At 42.2% G+C, this 23,857-nt stretch carries 23 protein-coding genes; 20 read left to right on the top strand and 3 right to left on the bottom strand.

The genetic code is table 11. The features are described 5' to 3' along the window. Positions 1 to 63 precede the first annotated feature (63 nt). Positions 64 to 633 carry a ComE operon protein 2 gene (locus C6344_RS07530; RefSeq protein ID WP_034661371.1) on the top strand — a complete coding sequence of 190 codons (570 nt, stop codon included), beginning with the start codon at positions 64 to 66 and terminating at the stop codon, positions 631 to 633. Further along, positions 626 to 2,953 carry a DNA internalization-related competence protein ComEC/Rec2 gene (locus C6344_RS07525; protein ID WP_060596646.1) on the top strand — a complete coding sequence of 776 codons (2,328 nt, stop codon included), beginning with the start codon at positions 626 to 628 and terminating at the stop codon, positions 2,951 to 2,953. The genes C6344_RS07530 and C6344_RS07525 overlap by 8 nt, the downstream gene beginning before the upstream one ends. Before the next feature lie 39 nt (positions 2,954 to 2,992). On the opposite strand, the gene C6344_RS07520 is transcribed toward C6344_RS07525, so the two are convergent. After that, a complete protein-coding gene (locus tag C6344_RS07520) occupies positions 2,993 to 3,127 on the bottom strand; it encodes a YqzM family protein (protein ID WP_012010638.1) in 135 nt (44 codons plus the stop codon). Positions 3,128 to 3,364: 237 nt separating this feature from the next. Here C6344_RS07520 and holA point away from each other — a divergent pair, with 237 nt between their 5' ends. Beyond that, the gene (gene holA / locus C6344_RS07515) at positions 3,365 to 4,384 is read left to right on the top strand and encodes a DNA polymerase III subunit delta (protein ID WP_060596647.1); all 1,020 of its coding nucleotides are present in this window, start codon (positions 3,365 to 3,367) and stop codon (positions 4,382 to 4,384) included. A 134-nt stretch (positions 4,385 to 4,518) separates the two neighbouring features. Here holA and rpsT read toward each other — a convergent pair whose 3' ends face one another. After that, positions 4,519 to 4,785: a 30S ribosomal protein S20 gene (rpsT, locus tag C6344_RS07510; RefSeq protein ID WP_008342485.1), complete on the bottom strand. Its 267-nt coding sequence runs from the start codon at positions 4,783 to 4,785 to the stop codon at positions 4,519 to 4,521. Positions 4,786 to 4,983: 198 nt separating this feature from the next. Between rpsT and gpr the strand changes: the two genes are divergently transcribed. The 12 genes from gpr (at position 4,984) to mtaB (ending at position 18,953) form a co-directional block, all read left to right on the top strand. Further along, positions 4,984 to 6,099 (top strand): GPR endopeptidase, encoded by a 1,116-nt coding sequence (gene gpr, locus C6344_RS07505; protein WP_034661368.1) that lies wholly within the window; start codon positions 4,984 to 4,986, stop codon positions 6,097 to 6,099. Between the two features lie 66 nt (positions 6,100 to 6,165). Further along, entirely contained in the window at positions 6,166 to 7,374 is a 1,209-nt protein-coding gene (locus C6344_RS07500; RefSeq protein WP_034661367.1) for a stage II sporulation protein P, read from the top strand. A gap of 14 nt (positions 7,375 to 7,388) precedes the next feature. Then, positions 7,389 to 7,721 carry a YqxA family protein gene (locus C6344_RS07495; RefSeq protein WP_060596648.1) on the top strand — a complete coding sequence of 111 codons (333 nt, stop codon included), beginning with the start codon at positions 7,389 to 7,391 and terminating at the stop codon, positions 7,719 to 7,721. Between the two features lie 131 nt (positions 7,722 to 7,852). Continuing rightward, a complete protein-coding gene (gene lepA / locus C6344_RS07490; RefSeq protein WP_060596649.1) occupies positions 7,853 to 9,691 on the top strand; it encodes a translation elongation factor 4 in 1,839 nt (612 codons plus the stop codon). 114 nt (positions 9,692 to 9,805) lie between these two features. Continuing rightward, the gene (gene hemW, locus C6344_RS07485; RefSeq protein WP_066030641.1) at positions 9,806 to 10,945 is read left to right on the top strand and encodes a radical SAM family heme chaperone HemW; all 1,140 of its coding nucleotides are present in this window, start codon (positions 9,806 to 9,808) and stop codon (positions 10,943 to 10,945) included. A gap of 81 nt (positions 10,946 to 11,026) precedes the next feature. Further along, positions 11,027 to 12,058, top strand: coding sequence for a heat-inducible transcriptional repressor HrcA (gene hrcA / locus C6344_RS07480; RefSeq protein ID WP_060596651.1), 1,032 nt, complete (start codon positions 11,027 to 11,029; stop codon positions 12,056 to 12,058). Between the two features lie 63 nt (positions 12,059 to 12,121). Continuing rightward, the gene (gene grpE, locus C6344_RS07475; protein WP_034661362.1) at positions 12,122 to 12,679 is read left to right on the top strand and encodes a nucleotide exchange factor GrpE; all 558 of its coding nucleotides are present in this window, start codon (positions 12,122 to 12,124) and stop codon (positions 12,677 to 12,679) included. 24 nt (positions 12,680 to 12,703) lie between these two features. Further along, complete coding sequence (dnaK, locus tag C6344_RS07470; protein WP_034661361.1) at positions 12,704 to 14,545, top strand: molecular chaperone DnaK; 1,842 nt, start codon at positions 12,704 to 12,706, stop codon at positions 14,543 to 14,545. Between the two features lie 164 nt (positions 14,546 to 14,709). Then, positions 14,710 to 15,843, top strand: coding sequence for a molecular chaperone DnaJ (gene dnaJ / locus C6344_RS07465; RefSeq protein ID WP_003217525.1), 1,134 nt, complete (start codon positions 14,710 to 14,712; stop codon positions 15,841 to 15,843). Between the two features lie 22 nt (positions 15,844 to 15,865). Next, on the top strand, positions 15,866 to 16,801 hold the full coding sequence (gene prmA / locus C6344_RS07460; RefSeq protein ID WP_060596652.1) for a 50S ribosomal protein L11 methyltransferase: 936 nt from the start codon (positions 15,866 to 15,868) through the stop codon (positions 16,799 to 16,801). A 23-nt stretch (positions 16,802 to 16,824) separates the two neighbouring features. Further along, positions 16,825 to 17,595 (top strand): 16S rRNA (uracil(1498)-N(3))-methyltransferase, encoded by a 771-nt coding sequence (locus C6344_RS07455; protein ID WP_060596653.1) that lies wholly within the window; start codon positions 16,825 to 16,827, stop codon positions 17,593 to 17,595. Then, positions 17,595 to 18,953, top strand: a complete 1,359-nt coding sequence (gene mtaB, locus C6344_RS07450) for a tRNA (N(6)-L-threonylcarbamoyladenosine(37)-C(2))-methylthiotransferase MtaB (RefSeq protein ID WP_034661359.1) — start codon at positions 17,595 to 17,597, stop codon at positions 18,951 to 18,953. The genes C6344_RS07455 and mtaB overlap by 1 nt, the downstream gene beginning before the upstream one ends. Before the next feature lie 41 nt (positions 18,954 to 18,994). Here mtaB and C6344_RS07445 read toward each other — a convergent pair whose 3' ends face one another. Continuing rightward, positions 18,995 to 19,924 (bottom strand): Na/Pi symporter, encoded by a 930-nt coding sequence (locus C6344_RS07445; RefSeq protein WP_060596655.1) that lies wholly within the window; start codon positions 19,922 to 19,924, stop codon positions 18,995 to 18,997. Between the two features lie 182 nt (positions 19,925 to 20,106). Here C6344_RS07445 and rpsU point away from each other — a divergent pair, with 182 nt between their 5' ends. From rpsU to C6344_RS07420, 5 genes are all read left to right on the top strand, one after another. After that, the gene (gene rpsU / locus C6344_RS07440) at positions 20,107 to 20,280 is read left to right on the top strand and encodes a 30S ribosomal protein S21 (RefSeq protein WP_003152957.1); all 174 of its coding nucleotides are present in this window, start codon (positions 20,107 to 20,109) and stop codon (positions 20,278 to 20,280) included. A 14-nt stretch (positions 20,281 to 20,294) separates the two neighbouring features. Further along, positions 20,295 to 20,744 (top strand): GatB/YqeY domain-containing protein, encoded by a 450-nt coding sequence (locus C6344_RS07435; RefSeq protein WP_060596656.1) that lies wholly within the window; start codon positions 20,295 to 20,297, stop codon positions 20,742 to 20,744. Positions 20,745 to 20,885: 141 nt separating this feature from the next. Then, positions 20,886 to 22,199, top strand: a complete 1,314-nt coding sequence (locus C6344_RS07430; protein WP_060596657.1) for an NfeD family protein — start codon at positions 20,886 to 20,888, stop codon at positions 22,197 to 22,199. A gap of 26 nt (positions 22,200 to 22,225) precedes the next feature. Continuing rightward, positions 22,226 to 23,218, top strand: coding sequence for a flotillin-like protein FloA (gene floA / locus C6344_RS07425; RefSeq protein WP_034661354.1), 993 nt, complete (start codon positions 22,226 to 22,228; stop codon positions 23,216 to 23,218). A gap of 31 nt (positions 23,219 to 23,249) precedes the next feature. Then, entirely contained in the window at positions 23,250 to 23,747 is a 498-nt protein-coding gene (locus C6344_RS07420; RefSeq protein ID WP_060596658.1) for a hypothetical protein, read from the top strand. The last annotated feature ends 110 nt before the right edge of the window (positions 23,748 to 23,857 follow it).

Below are 23,857 nucleotides of genomic sequence, written 5' to 3'. Positions count from 1 at the left end.
TTGACGGTATAGAAGGAAGGCATGTACACTTAATACCAACCATCATTCTGGAGGGATCAGCTCGTGGAAAGAATTTCATGGAATCAATATTTTATGGCACAAAGCCATTTGCTTGCTTTACGAAGCACCTGTGAGCGGTTAGCTGTTGGGGCGACCATCGTCAGAGACAAGCGTATCATTGCAGGGGGATATAATGGCTCAATTGCTGGTGATGTCCATTGTGCAGATGTGGGATGCTATGTCATTGATCATCACTGCGTTCGCACCATCCATGCGGAAATGAACGCTATTTTACAATGTGCCAAATTTGGTGCACCTACAGCGGATGCTGAAATATATGTCACGCATTTTCCTTGTTTGCAGTGCTGTAAAGCCATTATTCAAGCAGGTATTCGAACCGTATACTATGCAAAGGATTATAAAAATCACCCATATGCCGTTGATTTATTTGAGCAGGCAGGTGTTCAAACGGAACAAGTTGAACTGGATGAAATGATCATCGACTTAAAAAATCAAGAAAAATTGGCCTTTGTTGCAGATTTAATTGGCAAGTTAAGTGAATCAGGACTTAGTGAAACAGAAATTCGCGTTATGCATGAGAAGGCGAATCAATTATTTACTTCCTATGTTTAATTATTTGCCGTTTGGGGCAATTTCAGCAGCTGTTGGAATTGCTCTGGCTGCATATCATCTTCATATGTATTTCCTTCTCTTTCTTCTCATCATATTACTTCTCAGCCTACTGAAAAAAATTCCCCGGCTCTTTCTGATGGTCAGCCTATGTGGAGCTGTTTATACTCTTATTTTTATGGTTCATGAGTTTTTTGAAACGGATCAACCTGTACAAGAAAAATTTCTTTCCGGCTCCGTTGTGATTGAAAGTATTCCGAAAACAGATGGCAATCGTTTTTCAGCAACTGTGTCAACAGAACATGAACGGCTAGCCGCTTTCTATACCATTCAAACAGAGCGTGAAAAAGAGGCGCTAAAAGATGTAGAGCCAGGTATGAGCTGTCATATGACAGGTGATGTTCGGCCGCCTAAACACGCAACCATTCCTAACGGGTTTCAATACGATCAATTTCTAAAATCAAAAGGCATTAGCGCCATTTTCTTACCGCAGTCAATCAAAGGCTGTACAAAAAAAGACAGACCTTCCTATTATCTTCAAGCGATGAGACAAAAGGGCTTAAAATTCTTAGAAGATCATGTGCCGAAAAACTCTGTAGGCATTGTACAGGCCCTTATTTTTGGTGATCGTGAGTTGATTGATCCTGACACATTAAGAGACTATCAAATGCTCGGCATTATTCATCTGTTAGCGATCTCAGGACTGCATGTGCAAACGCTTCTTGCCTGTTTATTTTGGTGTCTGCTTCGTGCCGGTGTGACAAGAGAGACAGCACGTATTCTTCTATTATTCTTTCTTCCTGTTTATGCTTGTTTGACAGGTGCTGCACCATCGGTTTTAAGAGCTTGTCTCATGGCAGGAATCTATTTAGTGATGACGAACCTGCCGAAAGAAATGAAACAGCCTTCTGCTGTCGTATTAAGCGCAACGTTTTTACTCTTATTAGCGATTCATCCTCTATATCTATTTGATATCGGATTTCAGCTTTCATTCGTGGTAACGTTCTTTATTTTGTTATCGACCAAAATCTTATCACAAGCGAAAAGTGCAGTGATGCAGTTATTCCTTATATCTTTTGTTGCGCAGCTTGCCTCACTTCCTGTTCTTTTATATCATTTTCAGCAATTTTCTTTGCTGAGCATCCCATTGAATATGATGTTTGTCCCTTTTTATACGACGGTTGTCCTGCCTCTGTCCTTACTCTTTTTTCTTTTGTCCATCATTTATCTCCCTTTTGGACAAGCATTGTTCCAGCTGCTTGATTCGGTCATCCAGCTAAGTCATCAGTTGTCAGCACATATGGCAGTTTTTGATGGGTTTAACTTGATTTTTATGAAATCTACTTGGTGGCATATTCTTCTGGAAGTGAGTGCCATTGTTTTTCTCCTGTTTGTGATGGAGTGCAAAGCTTCTGTGAAATCCTATTCTGTGCCAATTCTTTTTTTCATTGGTGTTTTGAGTGTACACTTTTTTACTCCGAACTTTCTCCAAAAAGGGGAGGTCACGATGCTGGATGTAGGGCAGGGGGATAGTTTGTTTATTCAACTGCCCTATCGAAAGGGGCATCTGCTTGTGGATACAGGGGGTAGACTTTCTTTTGAAGAGGAACCGTGGAAAAAAAGACGTAAAGTATCTACGATCGGTGATCAAACGCTGATCCCGTTTCTGCATTCTAAAGGTATAGCAAAACTTGATGTGCTGATTCTTACGCATGCGGATCAAGATCACATGGGAGAAGCGGTTCGTTTAATCAACCGAAATAAAGTAAAGCGGCTGGCCATACCAAAAGGCTTTGCCCGAAGTCCAGAGGACGCAAAGCTGCTAAAAGAAGCAGCTAAAAAAGGGATATTTATTGATGAATTAGAAAGAGGAGATCAGCTCCGAGTTGGAGAGCACATATTTGAGGTTCTGCACCCTTCGCAAGACCGGGTGACAAGTAAGAACAATGATTCACTTGTTCTGGCTTTTACTCTTGGTGGGAAACGTTTTCTGTTCACTGGAGACCTTGAACAAGAAGGGGAACGAGACATCATAGAAGCCTATCCCCACCTGCGAGCGGATGTCTTAAAGGTTGGGCATCATGGGAGTAAAGGGTCAACAAGTGAGGAGTGGCTTCGACATCTGGAGCCGTCCTATGCACTTATTTCGGCTGGTGAACGCAATCGTTATCAGCATCCTCATCAGGAAGTTTTGAAAAAACTAAAGGATCATCAAATGGAGGTGTACCGCACAGATCGAGACGGGAGTGTGACCTATGAATTTCTTGAGAAGAAAGGAACGTTTTACACGCAACCTCCATATGATATCTTACAAAATCAATAAAAAAACTGCCTAAACGGCAGTCATTTAGCAATCATGAAGTTAAGATCCAACGAGGTGTATAATTGTTGCCAAAATAAACATTGAGGCGAAAAATCCGAATGTGACGATAAAACCAACGGCTGAGTCGGTCACATCATTCCGCTTACTTTGAACATTTTTTTCAAATTCATTCATTTTCATCCCTCCTGGCTAATTTTAGTATACTTGAACTCATTTGGAATTGCTAGAAGGTAAAGTAACCGTTTTCCATTTTCATGATCATTTTATGAATATCGTCTGACAGCGAGCTGACCCGGGAGCTTGCACCAGACGTTTACTATAAATGAGGAGGCGGCACTTTCAGCTTCCTCTTTACTAATGTCTTCACACACTTTAGGATAGAGGAGGAAGTGAAAGAGAGGGATTCAATTTATGGTCTTTGAAGTTTGGAACAATTTAAAAAGAGGGGATATCCATCCCGTTTATTGCTTATATGGAAAAGAAACGTATTTACTGCAAGAAACAGCAGCTAAATTAAGACAAGCTGTAGTAGACGAGGAGACGAAGGATTTTAATTACTCCGTCTTTGATATGGAAGAGGTGCCGCTTGAACAGGCTGTGACGGATGCAGAAACCTTTCCGTTTATGGGAGAAAGGCGTCTCGTTGTGATCAAGAATCCTTATTTTCTTACAGCGGAAAAGAAAAAGGAGAAGATTGAGCATGAGCTTTCTGTGTTAGAAGCTTATTTAGAAAAGCCGGCGCCTTATACCATTCTCGTGTTATTAGCACCATATGAAAAGCTGGATGAACGGAAGAAAATCACCAAATTGCTAAAAAAGAAAGCGGCTATGGTTGAGGCAAAAGAGTTAAACCCAAAAGAAACAACGGATTTCACCATTACACTGGTGAAAACAGAAGGAAAGGCGATGACATCTGAAGCGGCTGAGCAGCTTGTGATGCTATGCGGTGGGAGTCTATCCTCATTGTTTCAAGAGGTCAGGAAGCTGAGTACATATATTGGAGAACGAGAAGAAATTGAATTAGCGGATGTCAATCAGCTCGTTGCAAGAAGCTTAGAGCAGAATATTTTCGAATTAATTAACCAAATTGTCAACAGACGCCGCTCTGAGGCCATGCAGATGTTTTATGATTTGCTGAAACAAAATGAGGAACCCATTAAAATATTAGCACTCATATCAACTCAATTTCGATTGATTTTGCAGACGAAGTATTTCGCTCAGCAAGGATATGGGCAAAAACAAATTGCTTCAAATCTAAAAGTCCACCCATTCCGCGTCAAACTTGCTATGGATCAGGCAAGGCTGTTTTCAGAAGAAGAGCTCAAGCAGATTGTCAAAGAGCTATCAACGATCGATTATGAAATGAAAACCGGTAAAAAGGACAAGCAGCTATTGTTAGAATTGTTCCTGCTTCGACTATTGGGCGCTTGAACATAAAAAAACGACCTTCTAAAAAGAGGGTCGTTTTTGTTTAGATGTATAATTGCCAGTCTGTCCTAATGGCTGAGCCGGTCAGGACGGACGTACAGTTAAACAGTTGCCTCATCACTGAGGCGTTGCAAGCATTATGCAGAAAGTCCGTTTACTTGTTTAGCAAGTCTTGACTTGTAACGCGCAGCTGCGTTTTTGTGTACAAGACCAGTTTTAACGGCTTTGTCAATGCGTTTTGCAGCAGAAGAAAGAGCAGCTTTTGCTTGCTCAGCATCGTTGTTAGCTACAGAAACTTCAACTTGTTTAATCGCAGTACGCATCGCAGACTTGATTGTTGCGTTGTGTGCACGGCGTTCGTTATTCGTTTTTGTACGTTTGATCGCTGATTTAATATTTGGCATGTGTTTCACCTCCTAAGATACAACCTAAACACAATTGTCTTAAGGTTAAATCTTCACAATAGAACAAGTTGTATTCTATCAAACACACCTTTAGAATGCAATATAAATGTAAAGTATTTTTCATTGATGAAGCGCTCGAATGTTTCTTTAAAGAGATGGAAAGACTACTGTTAATTACTTGGTGGAAGGAGTCTTTTTATGGAGAAACAGAAACTTGATTTAAGTGCTTATCAAATCCGGACAGACTTGGCTGTTGAAACAAAAGAGATACTAGAACAAGAGAACGATCCGAATGTCGTCAAAAAGGACGGAATTCAAGGGATTGTCGAAAAGGAAAAAGAGGAGCACGGCATCCGTATACGCACAGTGGAGATCACGAAAGAAGGGGAGGAGCTGACCAGCAAAAAGGCAGGAACATACTTGACGCTTGAGGCGCAGGGCATTCGGGAGAAAGATTCTGAGATGCAGGAAAAAGTCGTCGAAGTATTTGCGCGTCATTTTGCTCAGTTTTTAAAAGACCGAGGCATTCAGGCTGATGCGAGCTGTCTTGTAGTAGGACTAGGAAACTGGAATGTCACGCCAGATGCGCTAGGCCCGCTCACGGTTGAAAGCCTGCTTGTGACCCGGCATCTCTTTGAATTGCAGCCGGAAAATGTACAGGAAGGGTATCGCCCAGTGTCCTCTTTATCACCGGGAGTGATGGGACTGACCGGTATTGAAACAAGCGACATTATACAAGGTGTAATCGAGCGGTCCAAACCTGATTTTGTCATTGCAATCGATGCTCTTGCTGCTCGTGCAGTGGAACGGGTGAATACCACGATTCAAATCTCTGATACAGGCATCCATCCCGGTTCAGGTGTAGGGAATAAGCGGAAAGAATTAAGCAAAGAAACGTTGGGAATTCCAGTGATTGCGATTGGCGTTCCAACAGTGGTAGATGCAGTAACCATTGCAAGTGACACAATTGATTATGTCTTAAAGCATTTTGGTAGAGAACTGAAAGATGACCGGCCGTCCCGCTCTCTTGTGCCGGCTGGTTTGACTTTTGGGAAGAAAAAAGTGCTAAACGAAGAAGACTTACCAGATGAGGAAACGCGTCAATCATTTTTAGGTATCGTAGGGACTCTTCCGGAAGAAGAGAAACGGCAGCTGATCCATGAAGTACTTGCGCCGCTAGGGCAAAATTTAATGGTCACGCCTAAGGAAGTGGATACATTCATTGATGATATGGCAAACGTACTCGCCAATGGATTAAATACAGCACTCCATCAAAAAATCTCTCAAGATAACATGGGTTCTTATAATCATTAATCGGTTCTACTTTCTCTAGCTCGCTCATAGTGTAATTACTAGAAAGCGTGCTGGAGGGAGTAAATCATGAAAAAAAGACCCCGCCGTCCTCGACAGTTGGTCGTTGCGATTAATGGAACAAAAGTAGTGAAAAGCATTTTCTTATTTATAGCCTCGCTTGTTGTGGTGTTTGTGATGTCAGGGGCGTTGACATCTTTAAAGCCAGAGCTGAGGCCGCAAGCCTCACTATATGGTGTAGCAGATGAGCTTTCCGGAGCGTTCTTCGCTACATTAATGGGTATGGAAAATCAATATTTCGCCTCAGCAGTCCCGAAAGATCAAAAAGGGTTTCATTTCTCTGGACTGTCACTCAAGCTTGCGACTAGTATCAATTTAGAAGACCCGCGTAGTTTTCTAGGGAGAGAACTCCCAGGTTTTGAACATTTTGATACAAAAATCATCTTAGCGGGTGAAGGAACAGACTATACCAACATGCCAATGGAATCGCCGCCGCCAAGTGAAGTCATCCAAGATGAAAAAGAAGCAAATTTGGCAGAGCTGGACAAGCTCGACAAAGATGTGCCGAAAAAGCCTGCGAAAGAGCCGGACCGGTCGACAGGAAAACGAAAAGCCGTGTACATTTACCACACGCATAATACGGAATCATATTTACCATTTTTAAAAGGAGAAACGAATCCAAACAATGCACGGCACTCAAAAGTGAATGTCACTCTTGTAGGCGACATGTTCGGAAAGGCGCTTGATCAGCAAGGAATCGGGAATACGGTCGACAAAACGGAAGTTGAAAAAAGGCTCCTGCAAAAAGGATTAAAGTATCCTCAATCTTATAATGAATCAAGATTGGTCGTAAAAGAAGCCTTAGCGAAAAATGATGACCTCGAATACTTAATTGATATCCACCGTGACTCAAGAAGAAAGAAAGACACCACTGTCGAGATCAAAGGGAAAAAATATGCGAGAATTGCGTTTGTTGTAGGGAAGAAGAATCAAAGCTATGAGAAAAACCTCAAGCTTGCGACGGAGTTCCACCATTTGATGGAGAAAAAATATAAAGGGCTCAGTGTCGGTGTGTTTGCCAAAGGAGAAATTGGCGATAATGGAATTTATAATCAAGATTTATCCGACAAAGCCCTTCTTTTAGAATTTGGCGGAGTGGATAATAATATGGAAGAATTGAAAAATGCATCCAATGCAGCAGCTGATGTCTTCAGCGACATTTTCTGGGACGCGGAAAAGGTAAACGGCAAAGCAAAGGATGAGAAAAAACGCTCTTAAGGTGGTGACGGTGCATGGGATCATTTATTGGAAAAACCATTATTTTAGGACTAGTCTTGCTATTTGGCGTCTTTTTAGGAATGCAGCAGGCGAATAATGGCATGCTGCAAATGAAGGGTTACCATGACCCGCAATTAAAAGGCGCGTTCTCCATCCAAATGAACGAAGATGAAGAACGAGAAGCCTCTATCTTAGGAACGGCTGTTACAGAAAAGGATCTTGCCGAAAAACAAAAGCAGCTTGAGGAAATAGAGAGCTTTAATGCCTTCTCCAAAGCAGGAAAAGCGCTGTCTGATGGCATGACACATGCAGCCCGTTCTCTTTATGATTGGATGAATGGGAAATAAACAAATCAACACTATATGACTAAAGCCGCTGACCGATGAGCGGCTTTTCTTGATTTCGATTGAATCTTTACAGCCCTATTGATATAATCTAAGCTAGCGCAACCCGCGTTTTATAGTAGGAGTGATAGATTGTGACAGATAAAGAAAAACGATTAGAACGGCAATCAAGAATTCGAAATTTCTCCATTATCGCCCATATTGACCATGGGAAATCCACATTGGCGGACCGTATTTTGGAAAAAACAGCGGCGATTACTCAGCGAGAAATGAAAGAACAATTACTTGATTCCATGGACTTAGAGCGTGAACGCGGCATAACGATTAAATTAAACTCTGTCCAGCTGAAATATAAGGCGAAGGATGGAGAAGAATATATTATGCACCTGATTGATACACCAGGGCATGTCGACTTCACCTATGAGGTATCTCGAAGCCTTGCTGCCTGTGAAGGTGCGATTCTTGTAGTAGATGCAGCACAAGGAATTGAAGCACAGACACTTGCGAACGTTTATTTAGCTCTTGATAACAACTTAGAGATTCTTCCGATTATCAATAAAATCGATCTGCCAAGTGCAGAGCCTGAGCGTGTAAGAGAAGAAATTGAAGATGTCATCGGGTTGGATGCGTCTGAAGCTGTTCTCACCTCTGCTAAGGCGGGTATTGGGATCGAAGATATTTTAGAACAAATCGTCGAAAAGGTCCCGGCACCTGCTGGAGACCCAGAAGCACCGCTTCAAGCTCTTATTTTTGATTCTCTCTACGATGCGTATCGCGGCGTTATTGCGTACATACGAATTGTTGAAGGAACCGTCAGACCAGGTCAGAAAATCAAAATGATGGCGACGGGCAAAGAATTTGAAGTGCTTGAAGTCGGCGTATTCACACCAAAAGCGATGCCGACAGATGAACTCACTGTTGGAGATGTTGGCTACTTAACAGCAGCGATTAAAAATGTCGGTGATACACGTGTGGGGGATACGATCACAAGTGCGGAGAACCCAGCGAAAGAAGCGCTGCCAGGATACAGAAAGCTGAACCCAATGGTGTACTGCGGACTTTATCCAATTGACACAGCGAAATATAATGACTTACGTGAAGCCTTAGAAAAGCTTGAATTAAATGATTCTTCCCTTCAATATGAGGCAGAGACGTCCCAAGCACTTGGCTTCGGTTTCCGCTGCGGCTTTCTTGGAATGCTTCATATGGAAATCATCCAAGAACGGATTGAACGTGAATTCAAAATCGATCTTATTACGACAGCACCAAGTGTTATTTACGATGTGTATATGACAGACGGAGAAAAAATCGTCGTAGATAACCCGTCGAATCTGCCTGATCCGCAAAAGATTGAGAAAATTGAAGAACCATACGTGAAAGCAACAATGATGGTGCCGAATGATTATGTAGGCTCTGTCATGGAGCTTTGCCAAGGAAAGCGCGGCAATTTCATTGATATGCAATACCTTGATGCAAACCGAGTGAGCATTGTGTACGAAATTCCTTTGGCGGAGATCGTGTACGAATTCTTTGATCAGCTCAAGTCCAACACAAAAGGCTATGCGTCCTTTGATTATGAGCTGATTGGCTACCGCCCATCTACTCTAGTGAAAATGGATATCATGCTGAATGGCGAAAAAATCGATGCCCTTTCCTTTATTGTTCACCGCGATTACGCATATGAACGAGGCAAAATCATCGTAGAAAAGCTGAAAGAACTCATTCCACGCCAGCATTTTGAAGTACCAGTTCAAGCAGCGATTGGACAAAAAATCGTGGCTCGTTCTACCATTAAAGCGATGCGTAAAAACGTACTTGCTAAATGTTATGGTGGAGACATTTCCCGGAAAAGGAAGCTTCTTGAGAAGCAAAAAGAAGGGAAAAAGCGCATGAAACAAGTGGGCTCTGTTGAAGTCCCGCAAGAGGCATTTATGGCTGTGCTGAAGATGGACGACAGCACACCAAAAAAATAACACCCTCAAGGCAACCTGCTTTACAATGTCAGCCTTGGCGTTTATAGTCGAAAACAAACAAAGGTGCCGCAGCGATAAACTGCGGCTCTTTACCTGTAAAGAAGGTGTCATCAAATGAAAGCAGCATACATTCATATTCCATTTTGTGAGCACATTTGCCACTATTGTGATTTTAATAAATTTTTCATTAAAACGCAGCCAGTCGATGAATACTTAGCGGCTCTTGAAAAAGAGATGCAGCACACGATCGAGCAAAAGGGCGAGCAAGAACTAAAGACGATCTTTATTGGCGGGGGAACGCCGACATCACTGACCGTCAGCCAGCTAGACCAGCTCATGAACAGCATTCACCGTGTGTTAAAACCGGCAAAGCATCTGGTTGAATTTGCAGTGGAAGCGAACCCAGATGAATTATCACTCGAGAAGCTGCATGTATTAAAAGCAGCCGGCGTCAATCGGCTAAGCTTTGGGGTGCAAACCTTTGAAGACGATTTACTCAAAAAAATCGGACGAGTTCATCAAAAGAAAGATGTCCTCACGTCTTTCCAGCGAGCAAGAGCGGTTGGGTTTGACAACATTAGCCTCGACCTCATGTTTGGATTGCCGCATCAAGAAAAGCATCATGTGATGAATTCACTTGAGACAGCTTTCTCATTAGGGGCAGAGCATTATTCTGTCTACTCACTGATTGTGGAGCCGAAAACAGTTTTTTACAACTTAATGCAAAAAGGCAAACTGCATTTACCGCCGCAAGAACGTGAGGCTGAAATGTATGAGCTTGTGATGGATGAAATGGAGCGACATGGATTAAAGCAATACGAAATTAGCAATTACGCAAAACCTGGCTTTGAAAGCCAGCATAACCTGACCTATTGGAGCAATGAAGACTACTTCGGTTTCGGTGCAGGAGCACACGGGTATGTAGATGGCATCCGAAATGTGAACGCAGGGCCTGTGAAGCATTACTTGGAACTGATTGAGCAAACTGGGTTCCCGTATAAGGAAACTCATCAGGTCACAAAAGCAGAGCAGATAGAAGAAGAAATGTTCTTAGGCCTTCGAAAGATCGAAGGGGTGAAAAGTGCCGACTTCCAAGCCAAATATGGTGTTGCACCAGAAGCTCTTTTTTCCACTGTTCTTGAAGAATTAGAAGAAAAAGGTCTCATTGTAAAAGATGACATCGGCATTCGTTTAACAAGAAAAGGGAAATTGTTAGGAAATGAAGTATTTCAAGCGTTTCTCGGTGAGTTATAATTGACATTTTAATTTGAGTTTGGTAATTTTGTTTATACAATTAGCACTCGTTGAAAGAGAGTGCTAACAGGGGTGATGATGATGTTAACAAATCGTCAGCTTTTGATTCTGCAAGTCATCATTAATGACTTTATTCGTTCGGCGCAGCCAGTTGGGTCAAGGACTCTTTCTAAAAAAGAGGACATCACATTCAGCTCTGCGACGATTAGAAACGAAATGGCTGATTTGGAGGAACTTGGTTTTATTGAAAAGACCCATTCTTCATCTGGAAGAATTCCTTCAGAAAAAGGATATCGTTATTATGTAGATCATTTGCTCTCTCCGCGAAAACTGTCGTCTAAAGAGCTTGTGCTCATCCAGTCGGCTTTTCAGGAGAAAATTTTTGAGCTGGAAAAAACAGTTCAAAAATCGGCGGAAATTTTATCAGATCTCACAAACTATACATCGATTGTGCTTGGTCCAAAGCTAAGTGAAAATCGATTAAAGCAAATTCAGCTTGTCCCCGTTCAGCCAAACAAAGCAGTAGCTATCATGATTACAGACAGCGGGCATGTTGAAAACAAAACCATTACCTTCTCTGAGCATCTCGATGTCTCCGATATTGAGAAGCTGATGAATATTTTGAACAGCAGATTAGCTGGCGTTCCAATGGACCAGCTGAAGGACAGGATGTATAAAGAAGTGGTCATGCTTCTGCGCACACATTTAAAAGATTATGATCACATTTTAGATGCGCTGGGCAACACATTTACATCGACACAAAATGAATCAAAACTTTTCTTTGGCGGGAAGATTAATATGTTGAATCAGCCAGAGTTTCATGACATCGACCGCATTCGCTCACTCATGATGCTGATTGAGCAAAAGAATGATGTCATGCAGCTGTTTCATCCAAATCAGCAAGGAATCACCATTAAAATCGGTTCAGAAAACAATTTGGAAGCAATGGAGAACTGCAGTTTGATCACAGCCACTTATTCGATTGATCAAAAATCACTTGGCTCCATTGCCATCATCGGTCCAACCCGCATGGATTACGGGCGAGTCGTTAGTCTTTTGCATCATGTATCAAAAGACTTGTCAAACGCACTTTCCAATTTGTATGATGAGTAGGGTGATAAAAGATAGGGGCATTGCCCCTTCGTATTCTTGAATCTTTTGAGGGAGGTGAACACAATGTCAGAAGAAAAACAGACACCTGAGCAAGAAGCAGAGGTTGAAGCACAAGAAGAAGCAGTTCAAGCAGATACTGAGGAAGTAACACATGATGAACAGTCTGCCTTCCAAGAGAAAATCGATGAATTGCAGCAGCTTCTAGATGAAAAAGAAAACAAAATTCTGCGTGTTCAAGCAGATTTTGAAAACTATAAACGCCGTGCTCGAACTGAAGTGGAGACCGTGCAAAAATATCGTTCTCAACATGTTGTCAGCGATCTTCTCCCAGCTCTTGACAACTTTGAAAGAGCGCTTGGAATTGATCCAGACAATGAGCAGACGAAAAGTTTGTTAGAAGGAATGCAAATGGTTTACCGCCAGCTGGTAGAAGCGTTGAAAAATGAAGGCGTTGAACCGATTGAAGCTGTCGGCAAAGAGTTCGATCCAAACCTTCATCAAGCCGTCATGCAAGTTGAAGATGAAAATGTCGATTCAAATATCGTAGTAGAAGAATTGCAAAAGGGCTATAAACTCAAAGACCGAGTTATTCGTCCATCAATGGTAAAAGTAAATCAATAACTACATAATGGGAGGTCATCGATTATGAGTAAAATCATTGGGATTGACTTAGGAACAACAAACTCATGTGTTGCAGTACTTGAAGGCGGAGAGCCAAAAGTTATTGCAAACGCTGAAGGAGCACGCACAACACCATCAGTTGTCGCTTTTAAAAACGGAGAGCGCCAAGTTGGTGAAGTAGCGAAACGTCAATCAATTACAAACCCGAACACAATCATGTCTGTTAAAAGACATATGGGTACAGATTATAAAGTAGAAGTTGAAGGCAAGAACTATACACCGCAGGAAATCTCTGCAATCATTCTTCAACACCTTAAATCTTATGCTGAAGGCTATCTTGGCGAAGAAGTAACAAAAGCTGTAATCACAGTTCCTGCTTACTTCAACGATGCAGAACGCCAAGCGACAAAAGATGCTGGTAAAATTGCTGGTCTTGAAGTAGAACGTATCATCAACGAACCAACAGCAGCTGCACTTGCGTATGGTTTAGATAAAACAGAAGAAGATCAAACGATTCTTGTATACGACCTTGGCGGCGGTACATTTGACGTATCAATCCTTGAGCTTGGAGACGGGGTCTTTGAAGTACGCTCAACTGCTGGTGACAACCGTCTTGGTGGAGACGATTTTGACCAAGTCATCATTGATCACCTAGTAGCTGAATTCAAAAAAGAAAATGGTATTGACCTTTCTAAAGATAAAATGGCGCTTCAGCGTTTAAAAGATGCTGCTGAAAAAGCGAAAAAAGATCTTTCAGGTGTATCTTCTACACAAATCTCATTGCCATTTATCACAGCTGGAGAAGCAGGTCCTCTTCACCTTGAATTAACGCTGACGCGTGCTAAATTCGAAGAGCTTTCTGCAGATCTTGTAGAGCGCACAATGACACCTGTACGTCAATCTTTGAAAGATGCTGGTTTATCTGCTAGCGAGATTGATAAAGTCATCCTTGTTGGTGGATCAACTCGTATTCCTGCAGTACAAGAAGCAATCAAAAAAGAAACAGGCAAAGAGCCTCATAAAGGTGTAAACCCTGATGAAGTGGTTGCTCTTGGTGCGGCGATCCAAGGTGGAGTCATCACAGGAGATGTCAAAGACGTTGTTCTTCTTGACGTAACACCACTTTCTTTAGGAATTGAAACAATGGGCGGCGTATTCACGAAGCTGATTGAACGTAATACAACCATTCCAACAAGTAAATCTCAAGTATTCTCAACGGCTGCTGACAACCAAACAGCGGTAGACATTCATGTCCTGCAAGGTGAGCGCCCAATGGCAGCAGATAACAAAACATTAGGCCGTTTCCAATTGACTGACATCCCGCCAGCACCACGCGGCGTACCACAAATCGAAGTATCTTTTGATATCGATAAAAACGGTATTGTCAACGTACGTGCGAAAGATATGGGTACAGGCAAAGAGCAAAACATCACAATCAAATCTTCTTCAGGTCTTTCTGATGATGAGATCGAAAAAATGGTAAAAGAAGCAGAAGAAAATGCTGAAGCAGATGCGAAGAAAAAAGAAGAAATCGAAGTGCGCAATGAAGCAGATCAATTAGTGTTTACAACTGAAAAAACATTAAAAGATCTAGAAGGCAAAATCGATGAAGAGCAAGTGAAAAAAGCAAACGACGCGAAAGATGCACTAAAAGCTGCGATCGAAAAAGGCGAGCTTGAAGACATCAAAGCGAAAAAAGATGAGCTGCAAACAATCGTTCAAGAACTAACGACAAAGCTCTATGAAGAAGCTGCAAAACAAGCACAAGCTCAGCAAGAAGGCGGCGCTGAAGGTGCTCAAAAAGCAGATGACAATGTAGTGGATGCAGAATACGAAGAAGTAAACGACGATCAAGAGAAAAAATAATCACCTTTACTTTTGAAAAAGACTGCTGAAACGTACTCGTCAGAAAGTCAAAGTCAGGATCTCTTGGCTTTGACTTTTTTTCTTTCCAATGATGAAAGCAATTGAAAAAGGTCAAATCAAAATGATACAATCGTATTTATGTGAGAAATCGGGAGTGTGAAGAGATGAGTAAGCGTGATTACTATGAAGTGCTTGGCGTGAGTAAGAGCGCCTCAAAAGACGAGATCAAAAAGGCATACCGCAAGCTTTCAAAAAAGTATCACCCTGATATTAATAAAGAAGCTGGCTCAGATGAGAAATTCAAAGAAGTAAAAGAAGCCTATGAAACCCTTTCTGACGATCAAAAACGTTCGCAATATGACCAGTTCGGTCATACCGATCCAAACCAAGGCTTTGGCGGCGGCGGTTTTGGCGGAGGAGGAGACTTTGGCGGCTTCGGCGGCTTTGATGACATTTTCTCTAGTATTTTTGGCGGCGGAGCCAGAAGAAGAGATCCAAATGCACCGCGTCAAGGAGCAGACTTGCAATATACAATGACGCTTTCATTTGAAGAAGCAGCATTTGGGAAAGAAGCAACGATTGAAATCCCTCGCGAGGAATCATGTGAAACATGTCATGGATCAGGGGCAAAGCCTGGGACAGAAGCAAAGACTTGTTCACATTGCGGCGGCTCTGGTCAATTAAATGTTGAGCAGTCAACTCCGTTTGGTAAAGTGGTCAACCGCAGAGTATGTAACTACTGTAGCGGAACAGGAAAACAAATCGATCACAAATGTTCTACATGTGGCGGCTCTGGTAAAGTGCGTAAGCGTAAGAAAATCAATGTGACGATTCCAGCAGGTGTTGACGATGGTCAGCAGCTCAGAGTGTCTGGTCAAGGGGAACCAGGTGTAAATGGAGGGCCTCCAGGCGATCTATTTGTTGTGTTCCATGTGCGTTCGCATGAATTCTTCGAACGTGACGGAGATGACATTTACTGCGAAATGCCGCTAACCTTTGCACAGGCTGCATTAGGTGACGAAATTGAAGTGCCGACATTACACGGTAAAGTAAAATTGAAAGTCCCTGCTGGCACGCAAACTGGCACGAAGTTTAGACTCAAAGGAAAAGGTGTGAAAAATGTACGCGGCTATGGCCAAGGCGATCAGCATATCGTTGTACGAGTCGTCACACCGACAAATTTAACGGATAATCAAAAAGATATCATTAGAAAATTTGCTGAAGTGAGCGGAAATAAACCGGACGAACAAGAAATGAGCTTCTTCGATAAGGTGAAACGCGCATTTAAAGGCGAGTAAGACGGATAAGGAGTTGGTAGTATTGAAGTGGTCAGAAATTAGCGTCCATACAACAAATGAAGCGGTGGAACCGATCACCAATATTTTGCATGAAGCAGGTGCAAGTGGTGTCGTGATTGAGGACCCGCTTGATTTAGTCAAGGAACGTGAAAATGTATACGGTGAGATCTACCAGCTCGATCCGAATGACTATCCTGATGAAGGGGTCATCGTCAAAGCCTATCTTCCAATGAACAGCTTTTTGATGGAAACGGTAGATGAGATCAAAGAAGCCATCAACAATCTTCTTCTATACGATATTGACCTTGGACGAAACACGCTGTCTATTTGTGAAGTAAATGAAGAGGAATGGGCCACCGCATGGAAGAAATACTATCATCCTGTGAAAATCTCTGAAAAATTCACCATCGTTCCAACATGGGAAGAATATACTCCGGTTCATTCTGATGAACTGATTATTGAAATGGACCCAGGAATGGCATTTGGAACAGGGACACATCCAACAACCGTTCTTTGTATTCAGGCGCTTGAGCGCTATGTGAAGGAAAACGATACGGTGATTGATGTTGGAACAGGCTCCGGGATTTTAAGTGTGGCAGCAGCGATGGTTGGTGCAAAGGACATTCAAGCCTTTGATCTCGACACCGTTGCGGTTGAAAGTGCGAAGCAAAACATCGAACTAAATGGTGTAAGCGAACAAGTGACGGTCAAGCAAAACAACTTACTTGATGGGATTTCAGGTGAACGTGATGTGATCGTCGCCAACATTCTCGCAGAAGTGATTTTGCGCTTTACAGATCAAGCCTATGACTTATTGAAGAAAGATGGCTATTTCATTACATCAGGCATCATTGGACAAAAGAAATTACAAGTCAAAACAGCACTAGAAGAAGCAGGTTTTGACATTGTTGAAGTGCTGTCAATGGAAGATTGGGTCAGCATTATAGCGAAAAAATAAAGCGAGTAGGTGTCAGGACACGTATGCAACGATATTTTATCGACCTCACGAAAGAAGAAGTGATCGCAAAGGGATCTATCGTCATAAAAGGTGAAGATGTACATCACCTTTCCAACGTCATGCGCATGAAAGCAGGGCAGGAAATCCTTTGCTTAACGACAGACGGCTTTGAAGCGCTCAGTAAAATTGATACAATAACAAAGGAAGAAGTCATTTGTCACGTTGAAGGCTGGACAAATCAGGACAGAGAGCTTCCGGTAAAAGTAACAATTGCGAGCGGTCTCCCAAAAGGAGATAAGCTTGAGCTGATTATCCAAAAAGGCACAGAGCTTGGCGCAAGTGCATTTATCCCGTTTCAAGCGGCTCGTTCCATTACAAAGCTTGACCAAAAGAAGTCACATAAAAAACGAGAACGCTGGGAGAAAATCGCGAAAGAAGCAGCTGAGCAGTCCTACCGGAATATCATTCCTCGTGTTGATCCAGTATCAACGTTTAAAGAGCTGACTCAATTAGCTGGTGAATTCGATAAATGTGTCGTTGCATACGAAGAATCATCGAAAGAAGGAGAGCAAAGCCGCTTTCAAACTGTGCTCCAACAGATGAAAGGCGGACAAACCTTGCTCGTGGTTTTTGGCCCTGAAGGCGGTTTGGCAGAAAAGGAGATTGACGAGCTTGAAACGCTTGGTGCAGTCATTTGCGGGCTCGGACCACGCATTTTAAGAACGGAAACAGCTCCTCTTTACGCGCTTTCTGCTATATCTTATCAAACAGAGTTATTAAGAGGTGAATCATGATGGGAACAGTAGCGTTCCATACACTTGGCTGTAAGGTCAATCACTATGAAACAGAAGCGATCTGGCAGCTGTTTAAAGAAGCAGGCTATGAAAGAAAAGAGTATGAATCAAAAGCAGACGTATATGTCATTAATACATGTACGGTCACGAATACAGGCGATAAGAAAAGCCGCCAAGTTATTAGAAGAGCCATTCGTCATAACCCGGATGGTGTCATTTGTGTAACAGGCTGTTATGCGCAAACATCTCCAGCAGAAATTATGGCGATTCCTGGTGTTGATATTGTCGTTGGAACACAAGACAGACATAAATTACTCGGTTACATTGAAGAATATCGCAGAGAAAGACAGCCGATTAATGGGGTTGGCAATATCATGAAAGCACGTGTGTTTGAAGAACTCGATGTTCCTGCATTTACAGACAGAACACGCGCTTCATTAAAAATCCAAGAAGGCTGTAACAATTTCTGTACATTCTGCATTATTCCTTGGGCTCGCGGACTTCTTCGTTCTCGTAATCCAGAAGAGGTCATCAACCAAGCGCAGCAGCTTGTGGATGCCGGCTATAAAGAAATTGTATTAACAGGTATTCACACAGGCGGATACGGAGAAGACTTAAAGGATTATAACTTTGCAAAGCTTCTGAAAGAATTAGATGAACGTGTCATCGGTTTAAAACGAATCCGTATTTCATCTATCGAAGCAAGCCAAATTACAGATGAAGTGATTGAAGTGCTTGATCAGTCAGATAAGATTGTCAGACACTTGCACATCCCGCTTCAATCTGGCTCGAATACAGTCCTGAAAAGAATGCGCCGTAAATATACGATGGAATTCTTTGCAGAGCGTTTAACAAAGCTGAAAAAAGCATTGCCAGGCCTTGCTGTCACCTCTGATGTGATTGTTGGATTCCCTGGGGAAACAGAGGAAGAGTTTTTGGAAACGTACAATTTTGTCAAAGACCATCAATTCTCTGAACTACACGTATTCCCTTACAGCAAACGTACAGGTACGCCAGCTGCAAGAATGGAAGATCAAGTGGATGAAAATGTGAAAAACGAACGCGTCCACCGCTTGATTGCTCTTTCTGACCAGCTTGCGAAAGAATATGCATCAGCTTATGAAGGAGATGTCCTAGAGATTATTCCGGAAGAATCCTTCAAAGAACAAGAAGGAAAGCACAATCTTTATGTGGGATATACAGATAACTATATGAAGGTTGTTTTTGAAGGAACAGAGGACATGATCGGCCGTTTGGTCAAAGTGAAAATCATGAAAGCGGGTTATCCTTATAACGAAGGACAATTCGTTCGTATCAGTGATGATGTGCAAACAGACAAAGTGAGAATGACCTCATAATAGATAAAAAAACCGGCTGCCAAAAGGGCAAGCTGGTTTTTTTATTTTGACTGATTTGGTAAAAGACATAAGATCAATGTGTGAAATGGATGAATGAACGGGAAGAAAAGCAAAGAGCTTGCCACATTAAACAGCAGGCTGAAGTGCGCAATTTGCTGGGCTGGAGCGTTTGCAAGAAGGGCGACGAATTCCGTCATCATGGCGAGAAATGGGAGACATAAAAGCACGCCGAGCACATTAAACAAAACGTGTGCATAAGCCGTTTGACGTGCTGCATAGCCGCCAGATATGGCAGCCATTACGGCTGTAATACATGTCCCGATATTTGACCCTAACACAAAGCTTATGCCTTCCTGAAGCCCAACAGTTCCTTCATTCATAAACCCCATTAAAATGCCGATACAGACGGAGCTCGAATGAACAATCGCTGTGAAAATGGTACCCGAAAGCAGCGCCGTCCAGTCAGAATGCTGCATCATTTCAAGAAAGCGCAATGTCTCAGGCTGACTTGTCATCATACCTGCAATTTTAGAAAAGCCTTGAATACAAAAAAAGATCATCCCGAGCCCAAATATACTTTTTCCTGCATGCCTAAAAGATTTCCTGCCTAACATGATGCATATCAGACCAGCTAGGATTAAGACCCACATGAAAACATCCATTTTAATGGCGATAAATTCTGTTGTAAACGTGGAGCCAATATTGGTGCCAAGAATCATTGGAATGGATTTTTTAAAAGAGAGAATGCCTGTACTGACAAAGCCGATCACGATGACCATAAACGCTGAACTGCTTTGAAGAATCCCTGTAAATACGATGCTGACCAAGAATGCTTTTATTGGGTGATCTGTAAAGAGAAGAAGTGATTTCTCAATACGAGACGACGCAAGCGCCATTAATCCTTTTCTCAGCAAACCCATTGACCATAAAAAAATGAAAATAAGTGCACAAAAATAAATGATCGCCATCATAGAAAAGTCCTCCTCTTACCAATGAATATATGGACTTGTCTACCTGCTCATGACGAAAATATATTTCCAAATCACTTAGTTGACCTCACACTAGGCTTATATTATAATGTCTAGGTACATGTTTTGCATGTATATCTTTTTTTAATGCAGTCGATTGGTGTATTCGGAGGGAGGGAAAGAGAATGTCAAAAACGGTCGTTAGAAAAAACGAATCGCTTGAAGATGCTCTTCGTCGCTTTAAACGCAGTGTATCCAAAACTGGAACATTGCAAGAAGCAAGAAAGCGTGAATTTTATGAAAAGCCTAGCGTAAAGCGCAAGAAAAAGTCTGAAGCTGCTAGAAAACGTAAATTCTAAAGAGGGTGGATTTTATGAGTCTTCTTGAGCAATTAAATACTGATATGAAGCTTTTTATGAAAAACCGTGAGAAAGACAAGCTTGTTGTCATTCGTATGGTAAAGGCTTCGCTCCAAAATGAAGCAATTAAGCTTAAGAAAGACAGTTTGACCGGCGATGAGGAACTAACCGTCCTTTCCCGCGAGATTAAGCAACGTAAAGACTCCCTCCATGAATTTTCGAAAGCTAATCGCTTAGATTTAGTAGATAAAGTTCAAAAAGAGATTGACATCTTAGACGTTTATTTACCTGAACAGTTTTCTGAAGAAGAACTGCAAACGATCGTGAAAGAAACGATCGCTGAAACAGGTGCTTCATCGAAGGCTGATATGGGTAAAGTCATGAGCGCTATTATGCCAAAAGTAAAAGGTAAAGCTGATGGTGCTGTCATTAACAGACTTGTCAGCGAGCAACTGTCTCAATAAAAAAGTATCCTTCTATTGTTAGAAGGGTACTTTTTTTATACCTTCATCATTCTGTCATATAAAAATGAAACCTATGATACATTTGTAACGTATGTAAAGGAACGGTAAAATGGAAGATAGAGAGGAGGGATCACCAAATAGATGAAAAAAATAAAAATTTCTATTGCTCTCTTCAGTTGTTTTATAATATGCTTGTTATTAGGGGTTCAATTGACCGCGAAATCAGTAGATCAGAAAGTTCATGTTATCCCAATTGAAGATACAGTAGAAAAAGGACTTTCTAAATTTATTGAACGATCATTTGAGCAGGCAAAGTCCGAACGAGCGAAACATATCATTCTAGACATCAATACACCAGGTGGTGCAGTCGATGCGGCGCTTGAGATTGCAGATACCATTCGTGCGTCTGATATCCCTGTGACAGCATTTGTGAATCATAGAGCGCTTTCAGCCGGGGCATTCCTTGCACTAAATGCCGACGAGATTTATATGACCCCAAATGGAAAGATGGGAGCTGCTGCGATCATTGATGGGGAAGGCAATGCTGCCGATCAAAAATCTGAATCGCTATGGCTTGCTGAAATGAGTGATGCTGCCGAAAAGCAGGGGCGTGATCCGAAATATGCGCTTGCGATGGCTGATCCAGACATAGATGCGAAGGATGCTGGTGCACCAAAAGGAGAACTGCTCACCTTTAATACGGATCGAGCGCTTCAATTTGGTTACGCAGAAGGTGAAGTGAAGAATTTAGATGACTTGCTTCAGAAGCTGAAATTAGCAGACGCTTCTGTTCAATACGATGAAGTGAGCTTTGCTGAAAAGGTTGCGCGCTTTCTCACGCACCCAATCGTCATTCCAATCCTTTTATCCATCGCAAGCTTAGGGTTAATTGTTGAGCTCTATTCTCCTGGCTTTGGGGTTCCAGGCACCATGGGAGTGACAGCGCTTCTTTTATTCTTTTATGGACATCTCGTGGCTGGTTTTGCAGGATATGAGACGTTGTTCCTGTTCTTAGCAGGGATATTGCTCATTATTCTGGAATTGTTTTTGCCGGGGGGAATCGTAGGTGTCATTGGACTGATCTGTGTTGTTGCCAGCTTATTTTTAGCAGCTGGAAGCTTTACAGAAATGGCGATTTCCATCTTGATTGCCACTGCTGTTTCAATCATAGCAGTTATTTTATTGACAAAGGTGTTGGGGAAACGTATGAAATTTTTTAAAAAGTTCATTTTAACCGATTCAACCAATAAAGAAAGCGGTTATGTCTCAAATGAAACAAGAGAGGATCTTGTTGGACAGATCGCTGTTACATTAACAGCGCTTCGCCCATCTGGGACGGCTGTACTCGGAGATGAGCGCATTGACGTTGTGTCAGAAGGTGCGTTTATTGACAAGGATGAACAGGTTAAAATCGTCAAAGCGGAAGGCTCACGCATTGTCGTGAGGAAAGTATAGATAACTGATTTTATAGGAGGAATAAAATGGATCCATCTACTTTACTATTATTTGTGATTATCGCAGCAGGTCTGATCGTTCTATCGATCTTCTTCACCTTTGTACCGGTGATGCTGTGGATTTCTGCCTTAGCGGCTGGCGTAAGAGTGAGCATTTTTACACTTGTAGGAATGAGACTTCGTCGAGTCATTCCAAACCGAGTGGTCAATCCGCTCATCAAAGCACATAAAGCAGGTCTTGATGTGACGATTAACCAATTAGAAAGTCACTACCTGGCAGGTGGTAACGTTGACCGTGTTGTGAACGCATTAATCGCGGCTCAACGTGCGAATATCGAATTGAACTTTGCACGTTGTGCAGCGATCGACCTAGCAGGCCGTGACGTACTTGAAGCTGTACAAATGAGTGTAAATCCTAAAGTCATTGAAACACCATTTATCTCTGGTGTGGCAATGGACGGGATTGAAGTAAAAGCCAAAGCACGTATTACAGTTCGCGCAAACATCGAACGACTTGTCGGTGGTGCAGGGGAAGAAACAATCATTGCTCGTGTAGGTGAAGGAATTGTCTCTACAATCGGTTCATCAAATAATCATAAAAAGGTTTTAGAAAATCCAGATATGATTTCTCAAACGGTTCTTGGTAAAGGATTAGATTCAGGTACTGCGTTTGAAATTCTCTCGATTGATATCGCAGATGTGGATATCGGTAAGAACATCGGGGCGATTCTGCAAACGGACCAAGCAGAAGCAGACAAAAACATCGCACAAGCGAAAGCGGAAGAACGCCGCGCAATGGCTGTTGCCCAAGAACAAGAAATGCGTGCAAGAGTTGAAGAAATGCGCGCGAAAGTCGTAGAAGCAGAGGCTGAAGTACCACTTGCAATGGCTGAAGCATTACGCGAAGGTAATATTGGAGTCATGGACTACATGAACATTAAGAATATCGATGCTGATACGGATATGAGAGATTCATTTGGTAAAATGACAAAAGGTCCATCTGATAATGAAAACAAATAAGCATCCTCTCACGCTTTAAGGAGGGAGCCCAATGGACATTCTATTTGAAAATCCGTTACTAATTGCGATTATCATCGGTATCATCTCTGCTGTATTTGGGAAAATCGGCAAACAAGAGGAGAAGGAACAAAACAACCAGCAACATAAGCCGGCTCCTCAGAATAAGCCTATGCCTCAAAAGAAAGCAGAACAAACCAGCCCGAACCCAGTCAAAACAGACCAGTTGGACGATTTCGGCGATGTACATGATCATGGCGGGATGAAGAAACAAGGTTCACAGTCCTTACAGGATCGTTATACCGCTACACTAGCTGAAATGGAAGAAAGAAAAAGCGAGCTGAATAAAGAGTTCAAATCTCTTGAAAGGCAGCTGACCAGACCGAAAGCTTCTGCTGCGGAAATGAAGCCGCACGTCATTAACAGGCTTAACCAAAATACTGTTGTTCAAGGCATGCTTCTTGGAGAAGTATTTGGAGAGCCGCGCGCGAAAAAGCCGCACAGAACGATGAAACGGCCATATAAAAGATAAAGAAGAAAGTCCCTTTATATAAAGGGGCTTTTTTGTTTTTCCTGATGGAGATTTCTCGCAGTAAAAATGATGAAACGGCTGTTTTGCGGGATTCATTAGCATGATCTGAA

It is taken from the genome of Bacillus sp. GBSW19, from assembly GCF_002998655.1.
GTDB lineage: Bacteria > Bacillota > Bacilli > Bacillales > Bacillaceae > Bacillus.
The sequence above is the reverse complement of the archived record's forward strand: the minus strand, read 5'-3'. Positions and strand labels throughout refer to the sequence as shown.